This window comes from Burkholderia sp. BCC1993 (genome assembly GCF_905339865.1).
Taxonomy (GTDB): Bacteria; Pseudomonadota; Gammaproteobacteria; order Burkholderiales; family Burkholderiaceae; genus Burkholderia.
Genome location: NZ_CAJPGZ010000012.1, coordinates 201,266 through 223,115, shown reverse-complemented (window position 1 = coordinate 223,115; position 21,850 = coordinate 201,266). Strand labels below are relative to the sequence as shown.

Genomic DNA, 21,850 nt, shown 5'->3' with positions numbered 1-21,850 from the left:
CTGACTCCCGGGATGTGGGGCGGCCGCCGGTGCGTGCGCCGCATTCGCGCTAAAATAAACGCCGAATTTCGACGTCCTTTGCATCGATCCGCGTCATCGACCGACCCCGAGAGCACCGCAGATGAACACCACGCCTCCCGCCCAGCGCCGCACCGGCCCCGCCCGCTATATCGTCGCGGCCGTCGTCGTCGCGGCCATCGCCGTTGCCGGCTACTTCGCGTTCAACGGCAAGTCCACCGTGCCGGACGCCACGTTCACGCTGCTGTCCGGTCAGAAGGTGTCGACGGCCGGCGACCTGAAGGGCAAGGTCTACCTCGTGAATTTCTGGGCGACGAGCTGCGCGACCTGCATGCAGGAAATGCCGCAGATGGTCGATACCTACAATCGCTTCAAGGGCCAGGGGCTGGAGTTCGTCGCGGTCGCGATGAACTACGATCCGCCGATGTACGTCGCGAACTATGCGCAGACGCGCCAGCTGCCGTTCAAGGTCGCGCTCGACGACGGCAGCGTCGCGAAGCAGTTCGGCAACGTGCAGCTCACGCCGACCACCTTCGTCGTCGACAAGGACGGGAAGATCCTGAAGCGCTACGTCGGCGCCCCGCAATTCGCGGAACTCGACGCGCTGCTCAAGAAGGCGCTCGACGGCAACGCGGCCTGAGCGCCGCCTCCGCACGACAAGGCTCGCAGGGCCGCCCACCGCGCCCTGCTCCGCACCACGGACCGCACGACCGGCCATCCCGGTTCCGCGGTCCGTCTCTTTTTCAGCGCTCGGTTTCGCCTTTCGCCGACAGCCCGTAGCGCTTCATCTTCTCGTACAGCGTCGCCTTGCCGACATGCAGCCGGTCGGCGGTCGCGGCAACCGCGCCGCCCGTCTGGTTCAACGCCTCGGCAATCACCGCGCGCTCGAACTGCTCGATGCGCTCCTTCAGCGTCTGGTCGCTCTCCGCGTCGTCGCCGTTCGCGCCGCCTTCCTGCGGCATGTCGGCGACGCCGAGCACGAAGCGGTCGGCCGCGTTGCGCAGCTCGCGCACGTTGCCGGGCCAGTCGCGCTGCATCAGGCTCGCGCGCTGCCGGTCGGACAGCACGGGCGCCGGCCGCCCGTAGCGCACGGCCGCGTCGAGCATGAAGTGCTCGAACAGCGGCACGATGTCCTCGCGGCGCTCGGCGAGCGGCGGCAGCGCGATCGTCACGACGTTGAGCCGGTACAGCAGGTCGCGCCGGAACGTGCCGGCCGCGACGAGCTCGCTCATGTCGCCCTTCGCGGCCGCGACGACGCGGCAGTTCACGCGGATCGGCTGGTTCGAGCCGAGCCGCTCGAGCACGCCGTCCTGCAGCACGCGCAGGAGCTTCACCTGCAGCGCGAGCGGCATGCTTTCGATTTCGTCGAGGAACAGCGTGCCGCCGGACGCATATTCGAGCTTGCCGACGCGGCGCTTCGCCGCGCCGGTGAACGCGCCGGGCTCGTAGCCGAACATCTCCGACTCGAACATCGGCTCGGGCAGCGCGCCGCAGTTCACCGCGATGAACGGCTTGTCGCGGCGCGGCGACAGCTCGTGCAAGCTGCGCGCGATCAGCTCCTTGCCGGCGCCCGTGTCGCCGTTGATCAGCACCGATGCGTCGGTGGGCGCGACGTTCGCGATCAGCTTGCGCACCTGTTCGATCGCCGGACTGCGGCCGATGATGCGCGGCGCGACGATGTTCTGGCCGGCCAGCTCGCGCCGCAGCGCATGGTTCTCGAGCACGAGCTCGCGCCGCTCGAGCGCGCGGCGTACCGTCTCGATCAGCCGCTCGGCCGCGAACGGCTTTTCGATGAAGTCGTACGCGCCGTCGCGCATCGCCTGCACGGCCATCGAGATGTCGCCGTGGCCGGTGACGAGGATCACGGGCACGTCGGGCACGCGCTCGCGGCACTGCGCGAGCAGGTCGAGCCCGCTTGCGCCGGGCAGCCGGATGTCGCTGACGATCGCGCCGGCGGTTTCCGCGACGATCGCCTTGTCGGCCGCCTCGGCCGATTCGAACCCGACGACGTCGAACCCCGCGAGCTGGAGGCTCTGCACGCTCGCCCGGCGAACGAGCGCATCGTCTTCGATATAGATCACTTGCAGCCGGTTGGCCATCGTAGTCACTTGCTCCTGACAGACCGCGCGGCGGGGGTGCGCGCGGCTCTCGTTGATGCGGTCGTGCGGTGCCTAGCGCGAGCCCGCCGGCTCGGACACGGCGTCCGGATGATGCGTGCGCGCGCGCCGCAGCGTCAAGACGAACAGCGCGCCGCCGGACGGCGCATTGCGCGCGGTCAGCGCGCCGCCCGCGTCGCTCGCGATCGACGACGAGATCGCGAGCCCGAGCCCGAGCCCGCGCCCCATTTCCTTGGTCGTGAAGAACGGTTCGAACAGCCGCGGCAGCAGCTCGGGCGCGATGCCGGAGCCGTTGTCGCGCACCTCGACCGCGAGCGTCGCGACCGACACCGCGATCGTCACTTCGATCGCCGGTGCGGCGACGCCCGCGACCGCGTCGAGCGCGTTGCCGAGCAGGTTGATCAGCACCTGCTCGAGGCGCAGGTCCTCGCAGCGGGCGACGAGTTCCGGATAGTCGCGCGCCAGGTCGAGCGGCGCATCCTGCGCGGGCGACACCGTCGCATCCTGCAACGTCAGCGTGAGCGCGACGCCGCGCAGCCGGTCGCCGAGCAGCGACAGCACGCTGCGCAGCGCGCGCACGACGAGCGCCTGTTCGTTGCGCGGCTTCGCGCGGCCGACGAACAGCTTCAGCTGGTTGGTGATCTTGCCCATCCGCTCGGTCAGCGCGGCGATCGCCTCGAGGTTCTCGCGCGCGGCCGCCTGCTCGCCGCGATCGAGCAGCACGCGCGTGTTGTCCGAGAAGCTGCGCAACGCCGCGAGCGGCTGGTTCAGTTCATGCGTGATGCCGGCCGCCATCTGGCCGAGCGCGGCGAGCTTGCTCGCCTGGATCAGTTCGTCGTGCGCGGCGCGCAATTCCTGCTCCGCGCGGATCCGGTCGCCGACTTCCTTCTGCAATTGCTCGTTCGCTTCCGACAGGTCGGCCGTGCGTTCCTCGACGCGCCGGTTCAGCTCCGCATACGCCTGCTGCAGCAGCGCGCGGCCGCGGATCATCTCGCGCACGCGCGCGCGGCGCATGCGCCAGTAGAACGCGAGCAACGCGACCGACACGAAGCCGAAGCCCGTGACGATCGTCGCGTTGCGCGCGTCGGCGTCGATGGGCGCGATCGGCGCGAGCGTGACGAGCAGCCAGTCGGGCTCGCCGATCCGCCGCTTGCTGGCGAGGAAACGCGGCGCGCGCAGGCCGGGGCCTACGCCGGCCGCACCAAGGCGCACGATCTCCGCATCGGCGCCGAGCACCTGCTCGACGCGCAGCGGCAGCGGCGTGACGGGCTGCTGCGCGTACTGGCGCGTCTCGTAGATCGACGCGGCGACGGGCCCCGTCAGCGGATGCAGCGTGTGGTACTTCCAGGCGGGCACGGACGACAGGAACACGACGCCGTGATCGTCCGCGACGACGAGCGGCTCGGACGCATCGGCGCCCTGGAACCATTCGAGATTGAGCTTCACGACGACGACGCCCGCGATCCTGCCGTCGCGCCACACCGGCTGCGAGATGTAGTAGCCGGGGTCGCGCGAGATCGTGCCGATCGCGAAGAAGCGGCCGACCCGGCCGTTCATCGCGTCGATGAAATACGGACGAAACTGGTATCCGATCCCGACGAAGCTGTCCGGCGCGCGCCAGTTGCTGGCGGCAACGCACAGGCCGTCCGCACCGATCACGTAGGTGACGGTCGCGTGCGCGTGTTCGTTGAGGTCTTCGAGATAGCGGTTCGCGCGCGCGGTGAAATCGGCGCGCTTCGGCTCGGCGAGCAGGTCCAGCACGTACGGATGGCTGCCGAGCAGATAAGGCAGCGATTCGTAGCGGTCGAGCGTGCTCTTGAGCGCGTTGGTGGTGCGGTCGACCCGCACCGCGGCGTTGCGCTGCAGCTCGGCGACGCCGCGCTGCCACGTGATGGTCCACGTCAGCGCGCACGCCGCCGCGAGCACGGCGGCAAGCACGACGAGGATGAGCAGGCGGCGCTTCACGGACGTGGCTTCCTGACGATGCGGATCGCCTATTGTGTCATAGGGCGCCTCGTCGCTACCCCGTCCGCCGCGCGGCGCACCGCCCGCGGGCGGTGCCGCCGCCTGCTCCTTCATGACGTCAGACGCCGGCCGTCTCGGTCGGCGCGACCTCGCCGCCGCCCTTCAGCGCCTGGCGCAGCTTGTTGCGGTCGAGTTCCTTCTCCCAGGCCGACACGACGACCGTCGCGACGCCATTGCCGACGATGTTGGTCAGCGCGCGGCATTCGCTCATGAAACGGTCGATGCCGAGGATCAGCACCATGCCCGACAGCGGGATCGTCGGCACGACGGCGAGCGTCGCGGCGAGCGTGATGAAGCCCGCGCCCGTGACACCGCTCGCGCCCTTCGACGTCAGCATCGCGACCGCGAGCAGCGTGAGCTGCTGCATCCACGTCAGTTCGATGTTGGTCGCCTGCGCGATGAACAGCACGGCCATCGTCATGTAGATGTTGGTGCCGTCGAGGTTGAACGAATAGCCGGTCGGCACGACGAGGCCGACGACCGAACGCGAGCAGCCGGCCTTCTCGAGCTTTTCCATCAGCTGCGGCAGCGCGGCTTCCGACGAGCTCGTGCCGAGCACGATCAGCAGCTCTTCCTTGATGTACGACACGAAGCGGATGATCGAGAAGCCCGTGACGCGCGCGATCGTGCCGAGCACGACCAGCACGAACACGACCGACGTCAGGTAGAACGTGCCGATCAGCTTGAGCAGCGGCACCAGCGAGCCGACGCCGTACTTGCCGATCGTGAACGCCATCGCGCCGAACGCGCCGATCGGCGCCAGCTTCGTGACGATGTGCACGATGCCGAACAGCACGCGCGTGAGGCCGTCGATGAAGTCGGTCACGACCTTGCCGCGCTCGCCGAGGTGCGCGAGCACGCTGCCGAACAGCAGCGCGATCAGCAGGATCTGCAGGATTTCACCCTGCGCGAACGCATCGACCATCGTGTTCGGGATGATGTGCATCAGGAAGTCGACCGTCGACTGCCCGTGCGCCTTCGCCGCGTACGATGCGACTTCCTTGCCGTTCAGCGTCGCCGGATCGATGTTGAAGCCGACGCCCGGACGCAGGATGTGCGTGGCCGCGAGGCCGAGCAGCAGCGCGAAGGTCGACACGATCTCGAAGTACAGCAGCGCCTTGCCGCCGACGCGGCCCACCTTCTTCATGTCCTCCATGCCGGCGATGCCGGTGACGACCGTACAGAAGATGATCGGACCGATCACCATCTTGATCAGCTTGATGAAGCCGTCGCCGAGCGGTTTCATCTCGGTGGCGAGCGACGGATAGAAGTGGCCGAGGATCACGCCGACGATGATGGCGAAAATCACCTGCACATAGAGCACTTTGTAGAAGGGTTTCTTCTTCACGATGGTTCCTGCTGAAGTAGATGAGCCGGTGGAAACGGCGTCACGCGCGCAGGCGAATGTCTCAGGGGAGAAGGCATTCGCCCGCGCGGCTGCCGTGCCGCAACAAGCGATGCCTCAGGACATCCGGAGGGGGAGGAAGGCATTGGTCATCGGTTGTCTCCTTGCTTGCTGTAGTAGTTCGGCCGGGGGATGGCCGTGCGCTTTATATCGCAAGGTCGATGCCAGGTTTCCGGAACCCCTCAAGCCGTTGTTTTCATTGTATTTCTCATAATGCGGCAGGCAAGGAAATCCGGGATTCCGGATTTCCGGAAAATATCCGTCCGGCGATCCGGACGGAGCGATCGTTTCATCCGACGAATCAATGCTGCACGGCCTCACCGGCCAGCACGCCCGTCTGCGCATAGAACTCCTGCTGCGCGAACGCGTCGCGCTCGCGCCGCGCGCGCTCGCCGCGGTCCGCGAGCGAACCGGCGACGATCCCGACGAACGCGAGCGGCACCGACACGAGCGCCGGGTTGTCGAGGAACACCGGCGCGTGCGCGTGGTGCAGCACGTCGACCCACACCGACTTCGACAGCACCGTGAGCGTGACCGCCGACGCGAGGCCGAGGCCGCCGCCGAGCACCGCGCCGCGGGTCGTCATCCCGCGCCAGAAGATCGACATCGCGAGCACCGGGAAATTGGCGCTGGCGGCCACCGCCGCGACGAGCCCGACCATGAACGCGACGTTGACGTGCTCGAACAGGATCGACAGCGCGATCGCGACCGCGGACAAGCCGATCGTCGCCGCGCGCGAGATGCGCATCTCCAGGCGCTCGTCGGGCTTGCCGCGCGCCCACATCTGCGCATACAGGTCGTGCGAGATCGTGGTCGCGCCGGCGAGCGTCAGCCCGGCGACCACCGCGAGGATCGTCGCGAACGTGACGGCCGCGATGAAGCCGTAGAACCAGTTGCCGCCGACCGCCTGCGCGAGCTTCACCGCGACCATGTTCGAGCCGCCGAGCAGGTCGTGCGTCAGGTTGAACGTGCCGTTCGCGCCGAGCCGGAAGAATTCCGGATGCTGCGCGAGCAGCACGATCGCCGAGAAACCGATCACGAACGTCAGCAGATAGAAATAGCCGATGAAGCCGGTCGCGTAGAGCACCGACTTGCGCGCCTCCTTCGCGTTCGGCACCGTGAAGAAGCGCATCAGGATGTGCGGGAAGCCGGCCGTGCCGAACATCAGCGCGATGCCGAGCGACAGCGCGTTGGCCGGATCGCGGATCAGCTTGCCGGGCCCCATGATCGACAGCGCGCCCGGATGCACGGCCACCGCGCGACGGAACATCTCATCGACGCTGAAGCCGAATTCGGCGAGCGCGAGCAGGACGAGCAGCGTCGCGCCGCACAGCAGCAGCACGGCCTTGATCACCTGCACCCAGGTGGTCGCGGTCATCCCGCCGAAGAACACGTAGACGACCATCAGCACGCCGACGATCAGCTCGGCCGTGCCGTACGACAGCCCGAACAGCAGCTGGATCAGCTTGCCCGCGCCGACCATCTGCACGACCAGGTACAGCACCACGATCGTCAGCGCGTTCGCGGACGTCAGGAGCCGGATCGGCCGCTGCGCGAAGCGGTACGCGACCACATCGACGAACGTGAACTTGCCGAGGTTGCGCAGCGGCTCGGCGATCAGGAACATCACGAACGGCCAGCCGACCAGGAAGCCGATCGAGTAGATCAGCCCGTCGAAGCCGAACATGAACACCATCCCCGACAGCCCGAGGAACGACGCGGCCGACATGTAGTCGCCCGCGATCGCGAGCCCGTTCTGCAGCCCGGTGATGCCGCCGCCGGCCGTGTAGAAGTCGCGCGTCGAACGCGTGCGGCGCGCGGCCCAGCGCGTGAGCGCGAGCGTCGCGAACACGAACGCGAAGAACATCGCGATCGCCACCGGGTTCAGCTCGACCTTGTCGGGCATCGGGCCCGCGACGCCGGTCGCGTGCGCGGTGGAGGAAAGGAGAACGGCCAGCGCGCCGAGCGCGCTCGAAGTGCGTCGCATGTCGGCCTCCGTCACGAACGCTGCAGGATCGCGTCGACGCGGCGGTCGAACGCACGGTTCGCGCGCAGCACGTAGCACGCGGTCAGGCCGATCGCGACCAGGATGATCGCGACGCCCGCGGCGATCCCGACCGTGGTCGTCGCGCCGCGGTACAGCGGCGCGGCCAGCACGTGCGGCGCGAGCGCGACGAGCAGGATGAAGCCGTAGTAGGTGGCGATCATCAGCGCCGTCAGCGTGAAGCTGAAGCGGCGCCGCGCCCGCACGAGCTGCTGGTAGTCGCGGCGCGCCGTGACCGATTCGATGACGGAAAGCTCCATGGTGTCTCCAATGTCTCCTCGTCGTTTCGCGAGAAGTGTCTTGTGGATGGCCGGCGCGCCAATCGATCCGCCCGCGCCGTGGCGGCACGTCAATGCGTTACACGACGCGCTCCGCACGCAGCCGCGCCAGTTCGTCCGCCGACATCCCGAGCCAGCCGCCAAGCACCGCGTCCGTATCGGCGCCGAGCACCGGCGGCGCGCCGCGCACCGGCAGTCGCGCACCGTCGAAGCGGTACGGCGGCGCGAGCACGTCGACGCCGCCCGCGACCGGATGCGGCTGCCGCGTGACGAGCCCCGCGCTCGTCGCGCGTTCCGACGTCAGCGCTTCGTGCAGCCCGAGCACTTCGCCGCAAGGGATGCCCGCGTCGGCGAGCGCCGCGAGCAGCGTCGCGCGCGGCCGCCGCGCAAGTTCGCCGCGAATCTCCGGCAGCAGCGCGGCGCGGTTCTCCGAGCGGTCGAGGTTGGTCTTGTAGCGTTCGTCCGCGGCGAGGTCGGGCCGCTCGATCGCATCGCAGAAACGCGCGAACTGCGGGTTGTTGCCGACCGTGATCACGAGCGGGCCGTCGGCCGCGTCGAACACGCCGTACGGCACGATCGACGGATGCGCATTGCCGTAGCGCGGCGGATCCTCGCCCATCAGCAGTGCATCGAGCCCGTAGTACGCGGTGATCATCAGCCCGCAGTCGAACAGCGCCATCTCGATGCGCCGCCCGCGCCCCGTCGCATGACGCTCGTACAGCGCGGCGAGGACCGCCTGCGCCGAATACATGCCGGTGAACAGGTCGACCGCCGCGACACCGAATTTCAGCGGCGGCTGGCCGGCCTCGCCGTTCAGCGCCATCAGCCCGGCCTCGCCCTGCACGACGAGGTCGTAGCCGGGCCGCGCGGCTTCCGGGCCCGAGCGGTCGTAGCCGGAAATCGCGCAATGCACGAGCCGCGGATTGAGCGCGGCCAGCGCGTCGTAGCCGAGCCCGAGTTTTTCCGCGCCGCCGAACTTGAAGTTGTGCAGCACCACGTCGGCCTGCGCGGCCAGCTCGCGCGCGAGCCGCCGCCCTTCGTCGGTCTGCAGGTCGAGACAGATCGAGCGCTTGCTTCGGTTCACGCTGTTGAAGTAGGTCGTTTCGGTGTCGCCGATCCGCAAGCCCCAGTCGCGCGTGTCGTCGCCGCGCGCCGGATGCTCGACCTTGATCACTTCCGCGCCGAAATCGGCAAGCACCATCGCGCACCACGGGCCTGCCAGCACGCGCGAGAAATCGAGCACCTTCACGCCGGCCAGCGGCAACGCGCGCGATTCGTTCGTCATCCTTGTCCCCTCCATTCGCGTCGTTCGTCTTTATTGTTTCGACAGCGCGATGTAGCGCGCGAGATGGTGATCCTCGTCGCCGAGCTGGTGATCGATCATCACGAGCCGCTTCGCGTAATGCGACAGCGGCAGCTCCCACGTCATCCCGATCCCGCCGTGCAACTGGATGCTCTCCTCGGCGACCAGCGTGCCGATCCGGCCGATGCTGTATTTCGCCGCCGCGAGCGCGCGTTCGCGCACCACGCGCGGCGCATCGAGCTGCGCGGCCGCGTTGATCACCGCCGAGCGCGCCTGCTCGACTTCGAGCAGCAGGTCGGCCATCCGGTGCTGCAGCGCCTGGAAGCTGCCGATCGGCAGCCCGAACTGCTTGCGCGTGCGCAGGTAGTCGAGCGTCGCTTCCTTCGCGACGTCCATCGCGCCGAGCGCCTCCGCCGACAGCGCGAGCAGCCCGTAGCCGAGCACGCGTTCGAGCAATGCGGCGCCTGCTTCGTCGTCTTGCATTTCCGGCACGCCGAGCGCGGCGTCGCCCGGGAGCACGACGCGCTCGAAGCGCACCTCGGCCGCGCGGCCGCCGTCGATCTTCTTGTAGTCCCGCAGCGACACGCCCGCCGCGTCGGCCGGCACGACGAACAGGCCGATGCCGGCCGCGTCGTCGTCCTCGCCCGTCGTGCGCGCGCTGACGACGAAGAACGCCGCCTGCGCGGCCTGGTCGACGACGCCCTTCGCGCCCGTCAGCACCCAGCCGTCGCCGGTACGCTCGGCGCGCGTGCGCACGGTCGTCAATTCGTAGTGCGAGCCCGGCTCGTCGTGCGCGAACGCGGCGCTCGCGCTGCCGTCGATCAGCGCGGCCAGCCGCGCGCGGTGCGCGTCGCCGCCGGCCAGCGCCAGCGCGCGACCCGCGAGCAGCGTGCCGAGGAACGGCTCGACCACGAGCCCGCGGCCAAGGCATTCGAACACCACGGCGATGTCGAAACCCGCGCCGCCGAAGCCGCCGTCGGCTTCGGCAAACAGCGCGCCGACCGCGCCGAGCCCGGCGAAGCGCTGCCACATCGCGCGATCGAAGCCTTCGGCCGACTGCGCGATGCGGTCGCGCACCGGGAACGCGTACTGTTCGGCGATGAAGCGGTTCAACGTGTCCGCCAGCATCCGGCGGTCTTCTGTGTGCTGGAAATCCATCGTCGCGTCCCTCGTTACAGCCCGAGCATCATCTTCGCGATGATGTTCTTCTGGATCTCGTTCGAGCCGCCGAAGATCGACAGCTTGCGGTTGTTGAAGTACTGCTGCGCGGCGCTCGCGGCCTCGTCCGGGCCGACCGGCTCGCCGTCGTAATCGGCATCGAGCGCTTCGTCGACGAACGGCTGAGCGTACGGCCCCATCGCGCGCCGCATCAGCGCGGTGATCTCCTGGCGGATCTGCGTGCCGCGGATCTTCAGCATCGAGCTTTCCGCGCCCGGCACGCCGCCGCCCGCGACCGCGGCCAGCACGCGCAGGTTGGTCGTGCGCATGTTCTCGAGTTCGATCTCGACGCGCGCGATGCGCGCCGCGAAGAACGGATCGTCCGCGAGCGGCCGGCCGTTCTTCGTGACCTTCGCGGCGACCGCGCGCAGCCGCTCGAGCGCGGCCGTCGAGAAGCCGATCCCGGCGATGTTGGTGCGCTCGTACGTGAGCAGGTATTTCGCGCAGGTCCAGCCGCGGTTCTCTTCGCCGACCAGGTTCGCCACGGGCACGCGCACGTCGGTGAAGAACACTTCGTTCACCTCGTGCTCGCCGTCGAGCGTGATGATCGGGCGCACTTCGACGCCCGGCGTGTTCATGTCGATCAGCAGGAAGCTGATGCCCTCCTGCTTGCGCACGTCGGTCGCGGTGCGCACGAGGCAGAAGATCATGTTCGCGTAGTGGCCGAGCGTGGTCCACGTCTTCTGGCCGTTCACGACGTAGTGATCGCCATCGCGCACCGCGCTCGTCTTCACCGATGCGAGGTCGGAACCGGCGCCCGGCTCCGAATAGCCCTGGCACCACCAGTCGGTGCCGTCGAGAATGCGCGGCAGCCAGTGGCGCTGCTGCGCTTCGCTGCCGTACTTGATCAGCACGGGCCCGAGCATGTTGACGCCGAACGGCACGATGCGCGGCGCACCCGCGAGCGCGCATTCGTTGTCGAACAGGAACTTCTGCGCGACGCTCCAGCCGGGGCCGCCGTATTCGCGCGGCCAGTGGCTCGCGAGCCAGCCGCGGGCGTTCAGGATTGCATGCCATTCGCGCATGTCGTCGCGCGTCAGGTGCAGGCCGCCCTTCACCTTGCGCGCGGTGCGCGCGGGCAGTTCGGCAGCGAGGAAGCGCTGCACTTCGGTGCGGAACGCTTCCTCTTCGGGAGTGAAATTGAGGTCCATCGTAATTCCGTTGCGGATGCGGTTGGCGTTCAGTCGATACGGTTCAGGCTCGCGAAATCCGCGCCGCGCTCGACCAGCTCGACGAGCAGCGGCGACGGTTTCCAGAACAGCGGATCTTCCTTCGCGAATGCGCGGATGTCGGCGAGCACGTTCGCGAGGCCGACCGTGTCCGCGTAATGCATCGGGCCGCCGCGATGGCGCGGGAAGCCGTAGCCGTACAGGAACACCGCGTCGACGTCGAGCGGGCGCAGCGCGATCTTCTCGTGCACGACGTTCGCGCCTTCGTTGATCATCGCGGCGAGGTAGCGGCGCAGGATTTCGTCGTCGGTGAACGCGCGCGGCGTGACGCCCTTCTTCGCGCGTTCTTCCGCGACGATCGCGTCGACTTCCGGGTCCGGCGTGCCGACGCGCGCGCCGTCCGGATACAGGTAGTAGCCGCGCGCGGTCTTCTGGCCGAACCAGCCGCGTTCGCACAGCCGGTCGGAGATCTCGACGTAGCGCGCACGCGGGTCGCGCGTCGCCGCGCGGCGCTTGCGGGTCGCCCAGCCGATGTCGCCGCCCGCGAGGTCGACGACCTGGAACGGCCCCATCGGGAAGCCGAATTCGCGCACTACGCGATCGATCTGGTACGGCGACGCGCCGTCTTCCATCAGGTAGTCGGCCGCGGTGCGGTAGACGGCGAGGATCCGGTTGCCGATGAAGCCGTCGCGCACGCCGGCGCGCACCGGCGTCTTTTTCAGCTGTTTGGCCAGCGCGAACGCGGTCGCGACGACGTCATCGGCGACGCACGCCGGCACGACGATCTCGAGCAGCTTCATCACGTTCGCCGGCGAGAAGAAATGCAGGCCGATCACGTCGGCCGGCCGGTCGATGCCGGCCGCCAGCTCATCGATGTCGAGATACGACGTGTTGGTCGCGAGCACCGCGCCCGGCTTGCACACGCGCGCGAGTTCGGCGAACACCGCCTTTTTCACGGCCATGTCCTCGAACACCGCCTCGATCACGACGTCGGCCTGCGCGAGCGCGTCGTACGACGTGCTGCCCTTGAAGCGCGCGAGCCGCGCCGCGTGCGCGGCCGGCGTCATCCGTCCCTTCGCGACGAGCCCGTCGTACACCTTCTCGACATGCGCGCGGCCGCGCGCGAGCGACGCTTCGTCGCGTTCGATCATCGTCACCGGCAGCCCGGCATCGAGCGCCGCGACCGCGATGCCCGCGCCCATCGTGCCGCCGCCGACCACGCCGATCCGCTCGACCGGACGCGCGCTCGCGCGGCGCGCCTCGGGCGCCTTCGCGGCCTCGCGTTCCGCGAAGAACGCGTGCACGAGGCCCGCGCGCTGCGGGCTGTCGACGCATTGCAGGAACAGGCTGCGTTCGAGCTTCAACCCCGCGTCGAACGACAGCGTGAGCGCGGCCTCGACCGCATCGACGATCTTCGCCGGCGAGAACAGGCCGCGCGACTTCTTCGGCAACTCGGCGCGTGCCGCGTCGATCGCAGCCTGCGCAGCCGCGCGGTCGGCGAGGCCCTGCGCATCGCGGGTGCGCCGTGCCGGCGCGCCGAGCGACACGAGTTCCTGCGCATAGGCGAGGCCTTCGGCGAGCGTGTCGTCGCTGTGCGCGACGCGATCGACGAGGCCGAGCGCGAGCGCTTCGTCGGCGCTCGCGTGACGCCCCGTCAGCATCAGGTCGAGCGCGGCCTGCGCGCCGATCAGGCGCGGCGCGCGCTGCGTGCCGCCCGCCCCGGGCAGCAGGCCGAGCGTGACTTCGGGCAGCCCGAGCTTCGCGCCGGGCACCGCGAGCCGGTAATGCGCGGCGAGCGCGACTTCGAGGCCGCCGCCGAGCGTCGCGCCGTGCAGCGCCACCACGACCGGCTTCGCGCTCGACTCGATCCGCTCGCAGACGTCGGGCAGCGACGGCGGCACGGGCGGCTTGCCGAATTCGCGGATGTCGGCGCCCGCGATGAAGTTGCGGCCGGCGCCGACGATCAGCACCGCGCGGATCGCGGCGTCGGCCTGCGCGGCGTCGAGCGCGTCGGCGAGGCCGCGCCGCACATCGGCGGACAGCGCGTTGACGGGCGGATGGTCGATCGTGACGACGAGCACCTTGTCGCGCCGTTCGCGCGCGACGGTGCCGGTCTGGGCGGGTTCGGGGGAAGCGGTTGAATTCATCGTGTCTCCATTGCGGTGCGCCATGCAGGCGGGACCGGTCGCCGGGCCGGCGAGCGGCGCCGCGTCCCGAGCCCGATCCCGCGCGGCGGGAAACGATCCGGCGCATGTGCCGGGCATGACTCGATTCTCGATTGATCGAGATTCATTGACAATTCCCGCGCGGCTTTACAAGCTGTCAAGTCTGACTTGACATTGAATGCTTTCGGACCGCTTCGGGTCCTTAAGCGGGACGGATCAGGAGACACCGGGCATGGACCTGAACGCGCTGACGCTGCTCGTCGAGATTCTCGACGCGGGCAACCTGAGCAAGGCCGCGCAGCGGCTCAAGATGAGCCGCGCGAACGTCAGCTACCGGCTGAACCAGCTCGAGCGCTCGATCGGCCAGCAGCTCGTGCGCCGCACGACGCGCCGCATCGAGCCGACCGAAATCGGGCTGAAGCTGTACGAGCACGGCCGGCGCATCCGCAACGAGCTGCTCGCCGCGCAGGAATCGGTGACGACGCTCGGCCAGGACCTGCAGGGCCGCGTGCGGCTGTCGGTGCCGAGCGGCTACGGGCAGATGGTGATGTCCGACTGGCTGCTCGCGTTCAAGCGGCTGCATCCGGGCATCGTGCTCGACGTCGTGTTCGAGAATCGCGTGGAGGACCTGATGCGCGACGAAGTCGACATTGCGATCCGCGTGATGTCCGAGCCGCCGCAGAACCTCGTCGCGCGCGACATGGGCGCGGTGCGCTACGTCGCGTGCGCGTCGCCCGCGTTCGCGGCCGCGCACGGGATGCCCGCGAGCCTCGGCGCGCTGGCCGCCGCGCCGGTCGTCACCGCGACGGTGCTGGGGCGGCAACTGCGGATCGCCGCATATCTCGGCGACGAGCGCCACGAGGTGCTGCTCGAGCCCACGCTGATTTCGGAGAACTTCCTGTTCCTGCGCCAGGCGATCCTCGCCGGGATCGGCGTCGGCATCGTGCCCGACTACGTGATGCAGGACGACATGCGGCGCGGCACGGTCGTCACGTCGCTCGACGCGTATCGTCTCAGCATCTTCGGCACGCACATGTACATGCTGTACATGCCGAACCGGCACCACACGCGCGCGACCGCGACGTTCATAGAGTTCATCCTCGAACAGGCCGGAAAGGCCGGCCGGGGCGGGCCCGGCGGGATGCGTCAGGGTTTCCTGTCGGATGACAATCCGCCGGCCGCACGGCGACAATAGCGCGCCGCGTGCGCACGGCGCGTGCCGCGCCCCCTTCGATTTCACAGTTGCCGAGGGTTCAATGTTCGACCGGATTCGTCCGCATTCGCGTCCCTGCACGCCTGTCGCCGCGCTCGCGCGCATCACGCTCGCCGCGCTCGTCACGTTCGGCGCCGGCTGCACGTCCCCGTCCGCGCCGTCGGGCGCCGTCGTCCCGGTCGCTGCCGCATCGGGCGCCGCGGTGCCGCTGCCCGGCGTTCACGCCCCCGAACTGGCGTCCGGCTGGACCGACAAGCCGGGCTGGACCTCGCAGCGCTTCATGATCGCGGCCGCGAACCCGCTCGCCACGCAGGCCGGCTACGAGATGCTGAAGGCCGGCGGCACCGCGATCGACGCGGCGATCGCCACGCAGATGGTGCTCGCGCTCGTCGAGCCGCAATCGTCGGGGCTCGGTGGCGGCGCGTTCATGCTGTACTTCGACGGCAAGGCGACGCAGGCTTATGACGGCCGCGAGACCGCGCCGGCCGCCGCGACCGACCGGCTGTTCTACGGCCCGACCGGCCAGCCGATGGGCTTCTACGAAGGTGTCGTCGGCGGGCGTTCGGTCGGCACGCCGGGCGTGCTGCGGATGCTCGACGCCGCGCATCGCGCGCACGGCAAGCTGCCGTGGCGCCGGCTGTTCCAGCCCGCGATCCGCCTCGCCGAGCACGGTTTCACGATCAGCCCACGCCTCGCGATGCTGATCGCGAACGACAAGTACCTGATGAACGACCCGGCCGCGCGTGCGTACTTCTACAACAAGGACGGCACGCCGAAGGCGGCCGGCACGGTGCTGAAGAACCCCGCGCTCGCGACCGTGCTGCGCCAGGTCGCCGACCGCGGCGCGAATGCGTTCTACACCGGCGCGATCGCGCGCGACATCGTCACGAAGGTGCGCAAGCACCCGACCAATCCGGGCCTGCTGTCGCTGCAGGATCTCGCGCGCTACAAGGCGAAGGTGCGGGCGCCGCTGTGCACCGACTACCGGCGCTCGATGGTGTGCGGGATGCCGCCGCCGTCGTCGGGCGGCCTCGCGATCGCGCAGATGCTCGGCATCCTCGAGGCGATGCCCGACTGGCAGCAGATCGGCGCGCAGAAGCCGGTGCGCAACGAAGTCGGCTACGAGCCGACGCCGTTCGCCGCGCACCTGTTCAGCGAGGCGGGACGCCTCGCGTATGCGGACCGCGCGCGCTACGTCGCCGATCCGGATTTCGCGCCGCTGCCGGGCGGCAGCTGGGCGAGCCTCGTCGACCGGGCCTATCTCGCGCAGCGCGCGCGCCTGATCGGCGACACCAGCATGGGCGTCGCGCAGGCCGGCACGCCGCAGGGCGCGACGCTCGCGCTGGCCGACGACCGCAGCCCCGAATTGCCGTCGACGTCCGACATCGCGATCGTCGACCGCTACGGCCAGGCGCTGTCGATGACGACCAGCGTCGAGGACGCGTTCGGTTCGCGGCTGATGGTGCGCGGGTTCATGCTGAACAACCAGTTGACCGATTTCTCGTTCGTGTCGAACGAGAACGGGCGGCCGGTCGCGAACCGCGTGCAGCCGGGCAAGCGGCCGCGCTCGGCGATGTCGCCCGAGCTCGTGTTCGACCAGAAGACGAAGCAGGTGACGATGATCGTCGGCTCGGCCGGCGGCCCCGCGATCATCAATCACGTCGCGAAGACGATGATCGGCGTGATGGACTGGGGGATGACGATGCAGCAGGCGATCGCGCTGCCGAACGTCGGGTCGACGAACGGGCCGACGCAGCTCGAACGCGGCCGCGTGTCGGACGCGCTCGTCGACGGGTTGAAAGGGCGCGGGCACGACGTGCGGGTCGTCGAGATGAATTCGGGACTGCAGGGGATCCAGCGGCTGAATGTGCAGGGGCAGACGGTGTGGTTCGGCGGGGCCGATCCGCGGCGGGAAGGCGTCGCGATGGGCGAATGACACGACCGGCGCGGGCGGCGCGCATGCGCCGCCCGCGGGCCTCATCCGGGCCTCATGCGGGCATCACCCGCGTCCCTTCCACGGCACCACCCGCCGCTCGACCCACCGCATCGCGAGATCGAACAGCCACGCGATCGCGCCGATGATCAGGATTCCCATCACGACGATATCGGTGCGCAGGAAGCTCGACGCGTTAAGCACCATCTGCCCGAGCCCGGCCGTCGCGGCGACCATCTCGGCCGCGACCAGCGTCGTCCAGCCGAACCCGATCGCGATCCGCAAGCCGGTGAGGATTTCCGGCAGCGCCGCCGGCAGCACGACATGCCGCACGATCTGCGCGAAGCTGCCGCCGAGCGAATATGCGGCGTTGATCTGCTCGACGGTTGCCGCGCGCACGCCGGCACGGGCGGCCATCGCGATCGGCGCGAAGCACGCGAGAAAGATCACGACCAGCTTCGCCGTCTCGTCGATGCCGAACCAGATCACGACGAGCGGCAGATACGCGAGCGGCGGCAGCGGCCGGTAGAACTCCAGCAGCGGATCGAGCACGCCGCGCGCGATGCGGCTCACGCCCATCAGGATGCCGGCCGGCACGCCGATCGCAGTGGCGAACACGAAGGCGCCGAACACGCGCGCGGCGCTCCACAACAAATGCTCCGACAACGGCAGGCCACCCTGGATGCGGCCATGCCACGCGTCGACGAACGCGGCCCACACCGCTTCCGGCGCGGGCAGGAACAGCGGCGGCAGCCACTGCCGGTGCGTCGCGACCCACCACAGCACGGCCAGCGCCGCGACCGTCGCCACGCTGAGCGCGGCCGTCCTGCCCTGCCCCGGCAACCGGTAACGATGCGATGCGCGAGCCGGACGCACCGCGTGACGCCGTTGCGTCGCGCGTTGATCCTGCCCGACCTCCGCGGCCGCTCGATCGGCTGCCAACGAATCCTGCGTGCTCATGTCGTCCTGTCTGTGCAAAGTACTGATCCGGCCGCGCCCGACGGACGCGCCATGCCGCGCGAACTCATGCATCACGCGCGCTCCGCCACCGCCTCGTCGCGATGCAGATACGCGATCAGCCGCTCGCGCCACGCGATGAATTCCGGCGACGACTTCACCGCGCGCGCATCGCGCGATTCGACGTAGCGCCGCGCGAACGGCAGCTCGAACGTTTCCGCGATCCGGCCGGGGCCGGGTGTCATCACGACGAGACGCGTCGCGAGGAACAGCGCCTCCTCGACGTCGTGCGTGATGAAGAACACCGTCTTGCCGGTGCGTGCCCACACGTCGAGCACGAGCGCCTGCATCGTGCCGCGCGTCATCGCGTCGAGCGCCCCCATCGGCTCGTCCATCAGCAGCACGCGCGGATCGCTCGCGAGCGCGCGCGCGATACCGACGCGCTGCTGCATCCCGCCCGACAGTTCGTACACGCGCGCGTGCGCATGCTTGTCGAGCCCGACCAGCGCGAGCATCTCCCGCGCCCGCGCTTCGCGTTCGGCCTTCGACACGCGTGCGAAGCGCAGCCCGAGCGCGACGTTCTCGAGCACGTCGAGCCACGGCAGCAACGCGTATTTCTGGAACACGACGCCGCGATCGGCGCCGGGGCCCGTGACCGGCACGCCGTCGACGCGCACGTCGCCGGTCGTCGGCGCGACGAAGCCGGCCATGCAGTTCAGCAGTGTCGTCTTTCCGCACCCGGACGCGCCGAGCGCGACGACGAATTCACCGGCTTCGATGCGCAGGTCGACGCGCACGAGCGCCTGCGTCGTCGGCCGGCCGCGTTCGCCGGGATAGTCGACCGATACCTGACGGACTTCCAGCGTGCTCATGATCGAGGGCTCCGCGATGCGTGGCGTAAGGTGCCTGAGTTGCCGCGTTCAGTGCGCGGCCTTCTGCACGAACTGCGGATCGACGCCGACCGAATAGTCGGCGAGCACCGCCTGGATCGTGCCCTGCGATTTCAGGAACGCGGCGGTGGCCGCGAGCGACTTCGCGGCGCCCGACTGCGCGCCACCGCCGAGCCACGTCGGCGACGCCTGCTCGGCCGGCGTCGGGAACGCGTAGAGCGCGAGGCTCGCGGGCACGTCCTGCGCGTCCGCGCCCGACACCTTCGCGACCGCCGCGACCTGCGGCGAGCCGACCTTCCACGCCGCCGCATGCGCGCGGTAGTCCGCGTCGGCGGCCGCGAGCACCTTCACGAAGCGCGCGACGAACTCGGGGTTTTCGCGCGCGAACTTGCGGCTCACGACGAAGCCGTCGAAGGTCGCCTTGCCACTTTCTTTCGCAACCTGGCCGGACGTCGTCAGCACGGTGCCCGACTGCTTGACCTTCGCGAGCACCGGATCCCAGATGTAGGTCGCGTCGATGTCGCCGCGCGTCCATGCGGCCGCGACCTCGGGCGGACGCAGGTTCACGATCTTCACGTCGTTCGGATTCACGCCGGCGGCCTGCAACGCGACGAGCGTATGGAAATGCGACGTCGACACGAACGGCACGCCGATCTTCCTGCCCTTCAGCGCGGCGACGCTGGTCACGCCCGAGCCGTTGCGCGCGACGAGCGCCTCGGCGTCGTTGATGTTGTCGAGCACCCAGAACAGCGAGATGTCGAGCCCCTGCGACAGGCCGGCCGCGATCGGGCTGGAGCCGGCCTCGCCGAGCTGCACGGAGCCCGATGCGAGCGCGCGGATCACGTCGGCGCCGCTGTCGAGCTTGCGGAACCTGACCTTGTAGCCGGTCGCCTTTTCGACTTCACCGCTCGCCTGCGCGTAGCGCCACGGCACGACCATGTCCTGGTACGCGATCACGACTTCGCGCGATTCGGCGTGCGCCGCGCCCAGCGCGGCAAAGGCGGTCAGCGCGACGACGGCGCGGCGGACGAAGCTGAAACGGGACATGCGGCTCTCCTTCGGAATGCGGGCATTGCTGCGGGAGAGCCGACTTTACGAGCTTTGCGCGCGGCGGGAGCGAACTTATCCTGCGAAGCTATCGATGCCGTTTCAGCTTTACTTTCCATGCTCGACCGGATTGCGCGTCCGGTCGGGTGACGATAGTCGTGCGCGTGCGCGCAACGCGGCCGCGTCAATGAAAAAGCCCGCATCGCTGCGGGCTTGATTCAACTGCACGACGGCTGCAGAACGGGCGAATGCGACGCTCAGACCACCCCGGCCCCATGCGCCTGCAGATCGGCGTGATAGCTCGAACGCACCATCGCGCCGACGGCCGCGTGCGTGAAGCCCATCTTGTACGCCTCTTCCTCGTACATCTTGAACGTATCCGGATGCACGTACGCACGCACCGGCAGGTGGTGCTCGGACGGCTGCAGGTACTGGCCGATCGTCAGCATGTCGACGTCGTGCGCGCGCAGGTCGCGCATCACCTGCAGGATTTCCTCTTCGGTTTCGCCGAGGCCGACCATCAGGCCCGACTTCGTCGCGACGTCCGGATGCTGCGCCTTGAAGTCCTTCAGCAGCTTCAGCGAGTGCGCGTAGTCCGAACCCGGGCGCGCTTCCTTGTACAGGCGCGGCACCGTTTCGAGGTTGTGGTTCATCACGTCGGGCGGCGCGGCGTTCAGGATCGAGATCGCGCGGTCGAGACGGCCGCGGAAGTCCGGCGTCAGGATCTCGATGCGCGTCTCCGGCGACTGCGCGCGCGTTTCGCGGATGCACTCGACGAAGTGGGCGGCGCCACCGTCGCGCAGGTCGTCGCGGTCGACGCTCGTGATCACCACGTACTTGAGCTTCAGCGCGGCGATCGTGCGCGCGAGGTTCTTCGGTTCGTCGGTGTCGAGCGGATCGGGACGGCCATGGCCGACGTCGCAGAACGGGCAGCGGCGCGTGCACTTGTCGCCCATGATCATGAACGTCGCGGTGCCCTTGCCGAAGCATTCGCCGATGTTCGGGCAGCTCGCTTCCTCGCACACGGTATGCAGGTTGTGCTCGCGCAGGATCGTCTTGATCTCGTTGAAGCGCGAGCTGCCGGTGGCTGCCTTCACGCGGATCCACTCCGGCTTCTTCAGCTTCTCGATCGGAATGACCTTGATCGGGATGCGCGCCGTCTTCGCCTGCGCCTTCTGCTTGGCGGTGGGATCGTAGGCAGCGGTCGCGGCCGAGTCGGCCGGTGCGGGGGAAGCGGTAACGTCAGTCATTCGAATGTTCCAGTGCCTGCGGCTTGTCGGCGGCCGCGGATGCGCCATCGAGGTTGGCAATCAGACGACCCACCAGCGTGTGGGCGACGTCGTTCCAGTCGGCGGCAACCTCGAGGCTCGCCATGTCGACGGTTTCCAGTCCGGCATAGCCGCACGGGTTGATCGCAAGAAACGGGCGCAGATCCATCTTCACGTTCAGGCTCAGCCCGTGATAGCTGCAGCCGTTGCGGATCTTCAGGCCGAGGGCCGCGATCTTCGCGCCTTCGTGCACGCCGGATGCGACGTAGATGCCCGGCGCGCCCGCCTTGCGGACCGAAGCGAGATTATACGCCGCGAGGGTTTCGATCACGGCCTCCTCGATCTTCGTCACGAGCGTGCGCACCATCAGCTTGCGCCGGCGCAGGTCCAGCAGCAGGTAGGCGACGATCTGGCCGGGGCCGTGGTAGGTGATTTGTCCGCCGCGGTCGACCTTCACGAGCGGCACGCCGCTGTCGGCCACCAGCAGGTGGGCCGGGTCGCCGGCCTGGCCGAGCGTGTAGACGGGCGGATGCTCGACGACCCAGATTTCGTCGCCGGTGTCGGCCGTGCGCGTGTCGGTGAACGCGCGCATCGCGTCGAAGCTCGTCTCGTAGGCCTCGCTGCCCCGCCAGCGCACGGTGACCGGCACGACGGGCTGAACCGGAGACCCGGCGGGCGATTCGGAAACAGCGACAGGCGTGGACACGATGGCAACCGGCGAGACGGACATGGGCGGTAGTTTACCGAAAACCCATGCGTCTCGCCGGCTCCGGATGGGGACGGATCGTGAGCATCCGTCG

17 protein-coding genes are annotated in these 21,850 nt (G+C 69.1%); 3 read left to right on the top strand and 14 right to left on the bottom strand.

The features are described from left to right. The first annotated feature begins 121 nt into the window (after positions 1-121). Positions 122-658: a TlpA disulfide reductase family protein gene (locus U4Y91_RS21705; protein WP_321806809.1), complete on the top strand. Its 537-nt coding sequence runs from the start codon at positions 122-124 to the stop codon at positions 656-658. 103 nt (positions 659-761) lie between these two features. Here U4Y91_RS21705 and U4Y91_RS21700 read toward each other — a convergent pair whose 3' ends face one another. The 9 genes from U4Y91_RS21700 to U4Y91_RS21660 all read right to left on the bottom strand — a co-directional run bounded on the left by U4Y91_RS21700 (position 762) and on the right by U4Y91_RS21660 (position 13,724). Continuing rightward, a complete protein-coding gene (locus U4Y91_RS21700; protein ID WP_321806870.1) occupies positions 762-2,117 on the bottom strand; it encodes a sigma-54 dependent transcriptional regulator in 1,356 nt (451 codons plus the stop codon). A gap of 72 nt (positions 2,118-2,189) precedes the next feature. Beyond that, complete coding sequence (locus tag U4Y91_RS21695) at positions 2,190-4,214, bottom strand: sensor histidine kinase (RefSeq protein ID WP_321806808.1); 2,025 nt, start codon at positions 4,212-4,214, stop codon at positions 2,190-2,192. A 4-nt stretch (positions 4,215-4,218) separates the two neighbouring features. Next, positions 4,219-5,508: a dicarboxylate/amino acid:cation symporter gene (locus tag U4Y91_RS21690; RefSeq protein WP_321806807.1), complete on the bottom strand. Its 1,290-nt coding sequence runs from the start codon at positions 5,506-5,508 to the stop codon at positions 4,219-4,221. 358 nt (positions 5,509-5,866) lie between these two features. Next, the gene (locus U4Y91_RS21685; RefSeq protein WP_321806806.1) at positions 5,867-7,552 is read right to left on the bottom strand and encodes a cation acetate symporter; all 1,686 of its coding nucleotides are present in this window, start codon (positions 7,550-7,552) and stop codon (positions 5,867-5,869) included. A gap of 11 nt (positions 7,553-7,563) precedes the next feature. After that, the gene (locus U4Y91_RS21680; protein ID WP_014895931.1) at positions 7,564-7,869 is read right to left on the bottom strand and encodes a DUF485 domain-containing protein; all 306 of its coding nucleotides are present in this window, start codon (positions 7,867-7,869) and stop codon (positions 7,564-7,566) included. Positions 7,870-7,966: 97 nt separating this feature from the next. Continuing rightward, entirely contained in the window at positions 7,967-9,172 is a 1,206-nt protein-coding gene (locus U4Y91_RS21675; RefSeq protein ID WP_321806805.1) for a CaiB/BaiF CoA-transferase family protein, read from the bottom strand. Positions 9,173-9,202: 30 nt separating this feature from the next. Further along, a complete protein-coding gene (locus U4Y91_RS21670; protein WP_321806804.1) occupies positions 9,203-10,348 on the bottom strand; it encodes an acyl-CoA dehydrogenase in 1,146 nt (381 codons plus the stop codon). Between the two features lie 14 nt (positions 10,349-10,362). Next, the gene (locus tag U4Y91_RS21665) at positions 10,363-11,559 is read right to left on the bottom strand and encodes an acyl-CoA dehydrogenase family protein (RefSeq protein WP_321806803.1); all 1,197 of its coding nucleotides are present in this window, start codon (positions 11,557-11,559) and stop codon (positions 10,363-10,365) included. A gap of 29 nt (positions 11,560-11,588) precedes the next feature. Beyond that, positions 11,589-13,724 (bottom strand): 3-hydroxyacyl-CoA dehydrogenase NAD-binding domain-containing protein, encoded by a 2,136-nt coding sequence (locus tag U4Y91_RS21660; protein ID WP_321806802.1) that lies wholly within the window; start codon positions 13,722-13,724, stop codon positions 11,589-11,591. A gap of 250 nt (positions 13,725-13,974) precedes the next feature. Between U4Y91_RS21660 and U4Y91_RS21655 the strand changes: the two genes are divergently transcribed. After that, the gene (locus tag U4Y91_RS21655; protein ID WP_124486547.1) at positions 13,975-14,937 is read left to right on the top strand and encodes a LysR family transcriptional regulator; all 963 of its coding nucleotides are present in this window, start codon (positions 13,975-13,977) and stop codon (positions 14,935-14,937) included. Between the two features lie 61 nt (positions 14,938-14,998). Continuing rightward, positions 14,999-16,891 carry a gamma-glutamyltransferase gene (gene ggt, locus U4Y91_RS21650; protein ID WP_321806801.1) on the top strand — a complete coding sequence of 631 codons (1,893 nt, stop codon included), beginning with the start codon at positions 14,999-15,001 and terminating at the stop codon, positions 16,889-16,891. A gap of 63 nt (positions 16,892-16,954) precedes the next feature. Here the strand turns inward: ggt and U4Y91_RS21645 are convergent, their stop codons facing one another. From U4Y91_RS21645 to lipB, 5 genes are all read right to left on the bottom strand, one after another. Further along, entirely contained in the window at positions 16,955-17,920 is a 966-nt protein-coding gene (locus tag U4Y91_RS21645) for an ABC transporter permease subunit (RefSeq protein ID WP_321806869.1), read from the bottom strand. Further along, positions 17,920-18,717: a taurine ABC transporter ATP-binding protein gene (locus U4Y91_RS21640; protein ID WP_321806800.1), complete on the bottom strand. Its 798-nt coding sequence runs from the start codon at positions 18,715-18,717 to the stop codon at positions 17,920-17,922. The genes U4Y91_RS21645 and U4Y91_RS21640 overlap by 1 nt, the downstream gene beginning before the upstream one ends. 48 nt (positions 18,718-18,765) lie before the next feature. After that, a complete protein-coding gene (gene tauA / locus U4Y91_RS21635) occupies positions 18,766-19,782 on the bottom strand; it encodes a taurine ABC transporter substrate-binding protein (protein WP_321806799.1) in 1,017 nt (338 codons plus the stop codon). A 257-nt stretch (positions 19,783-20,039) separates the two neighbouring features. After that, entirely contained in the window at positions 20,040-21,032 is a 993-nt protein-coding gene (gene lipA, locus U4Y91_RS21630) for a lipoyl synthase (RefSeq protein WP_321806798.1), read from the bottom strand. After that, positions 21,025-21,780: a lipoyl(octanoyl) transferase LipB gene (lipB, locus tag U4Y91_RS21625; protein ID WP_124571346.1), complete on the bottom strand. Its 756-nt coding sequence runs from the start codon at positions 21,778-21,780 to the stop codon at positions 21,025-21,027. The genes lipA and lipB overlap by 8 nt, the downstream gene beginning before the upstream one ends. Positions 21,781-21,850: the final 70 nt, after the last annotated feature.

What these genes read in the sequence shown, in the direction of transcription:
- U4Y91_RS21705 (WP_321806809.1), top strand. Translation starts at nt 122, where the DNA reads ATGAACACCACGCCTCCCGCCCAGCGCCGCACCGGCCCCGCCCGCTAT.
- U4Y91_RS21700 (WP_321806870.1), bottom strand. Translation starts at nt 2,117, where the DNA reads ATGGCCAACCGGCTGCAAGTGATCTATATCGAAGACGATGCGCTCGTT.
- U4Y91_RS21695 (WP_321806808.1), bottom strand. Translation starts at nt 4,214, where the DNA reads ATGAAGGAGCAGGCGGCGGCACCGCCCGCGGGCGGTGCGCCGCGCGGC.
- U4Y91_RS21685 (WP_321806806.1), bottom strand. Translation starts at nt 7,552, where the DNA reads ATGCGACGCACTTCGAGCGCGCTCGGCGCGCTGGCCGTTCTCCTTTCC.
- U4Y91_RS21680 (WP_014895931.1), bottom strand. Translation starts at nt 7,869, where the DNA reads ATGGAGCTTTCCGTCATCGAATCGGTCACGGCGCGCCGCGACTACCAG.
- U4Y91_RS21675 (WP_321806805.1), bottom strand. Translation starts at nt 9,172, where the DNA reads ATGACGAACGAATCGCGCGCGTTGCCGCTGGCCGGCGTGAAGGTGCTC.
- U4Y91_RS21670 (WP_321806804.1), bottom strand. Translation starts at nt 10,348, where the DNA reads ATGGATTTCCAGCACACAGAAGACCGCCGGATGCTGGCGGACACGTTG.
- U4Y91_RS21665 (WP_321806803.1), bottom strand. Translation starts at nt 11,559, where the DNA reads ATGGACCTCAATTTCACTCCCGAAGAGGAAGCGTTCCGCACCGAAGTG.
- U4Y91_RS21660 (WP_321806802.1), bottom strand. Translation starts at nt 13,724, where the DNA reads ATGAATTCAACCGCTTCCCCCGAACCCGCCCAGACCGGCACCGTCGCG.
- U4Y91_RS21655 (WP_124486547.1), top strand. Translation starts at nt 13,975, where the DNA reads ATGGACCTGAACGCGCTGACGCTGCTCGTCGAGATTCTCGACGCGGGC.
- ggt (WP_321806801.1), top strand. Translation starts at nt 14,999, where the DNA reads ATGTTCGACCGGATTCGTCCGCATTCGCGTCCCTGCACGCCTGTCGCC.
- U4Y91_RS21645 (WP_321806869.1), bottom strand. Translation starts at nt 17,920, where the DNA reads ATGCATGAGTTCGCGCGGCATGGCGCGTCCGTCGGGCGCGGCCGGATC.
- U4Y91_RS21640 (WP_321806800.1), bottom strand. Translation starts at nt 18,717, where the DNA reads ATGAGCACGCTGGAAGTCCGTCAGGTATCGGTCGACTATCCCGGCGAA.
- tauA (WP_321806799.1), bottom strand. Translation starts at nt 19,782, where the DNA reads ATGTCCCGTTTCAGCTTCGTCCGCCGCGCCGTCGTCGCGCTGACCGCC.
- lipA (WP_321806798.1), bottom strand. Translation starts at nt 21,032, where the DNA reads ATGACTGACGTTACCGCTTCCCCCGCACCGGCCGACTCGGCCGCGACC.
- lipB (WP_124571346.1), bottom strand. Translation starts at nt 21,780, where the DNA reads ATGTCCGTCTCGCCGGTTGCCATCGTGTCCACGCCTGTCGCTGTTTCC.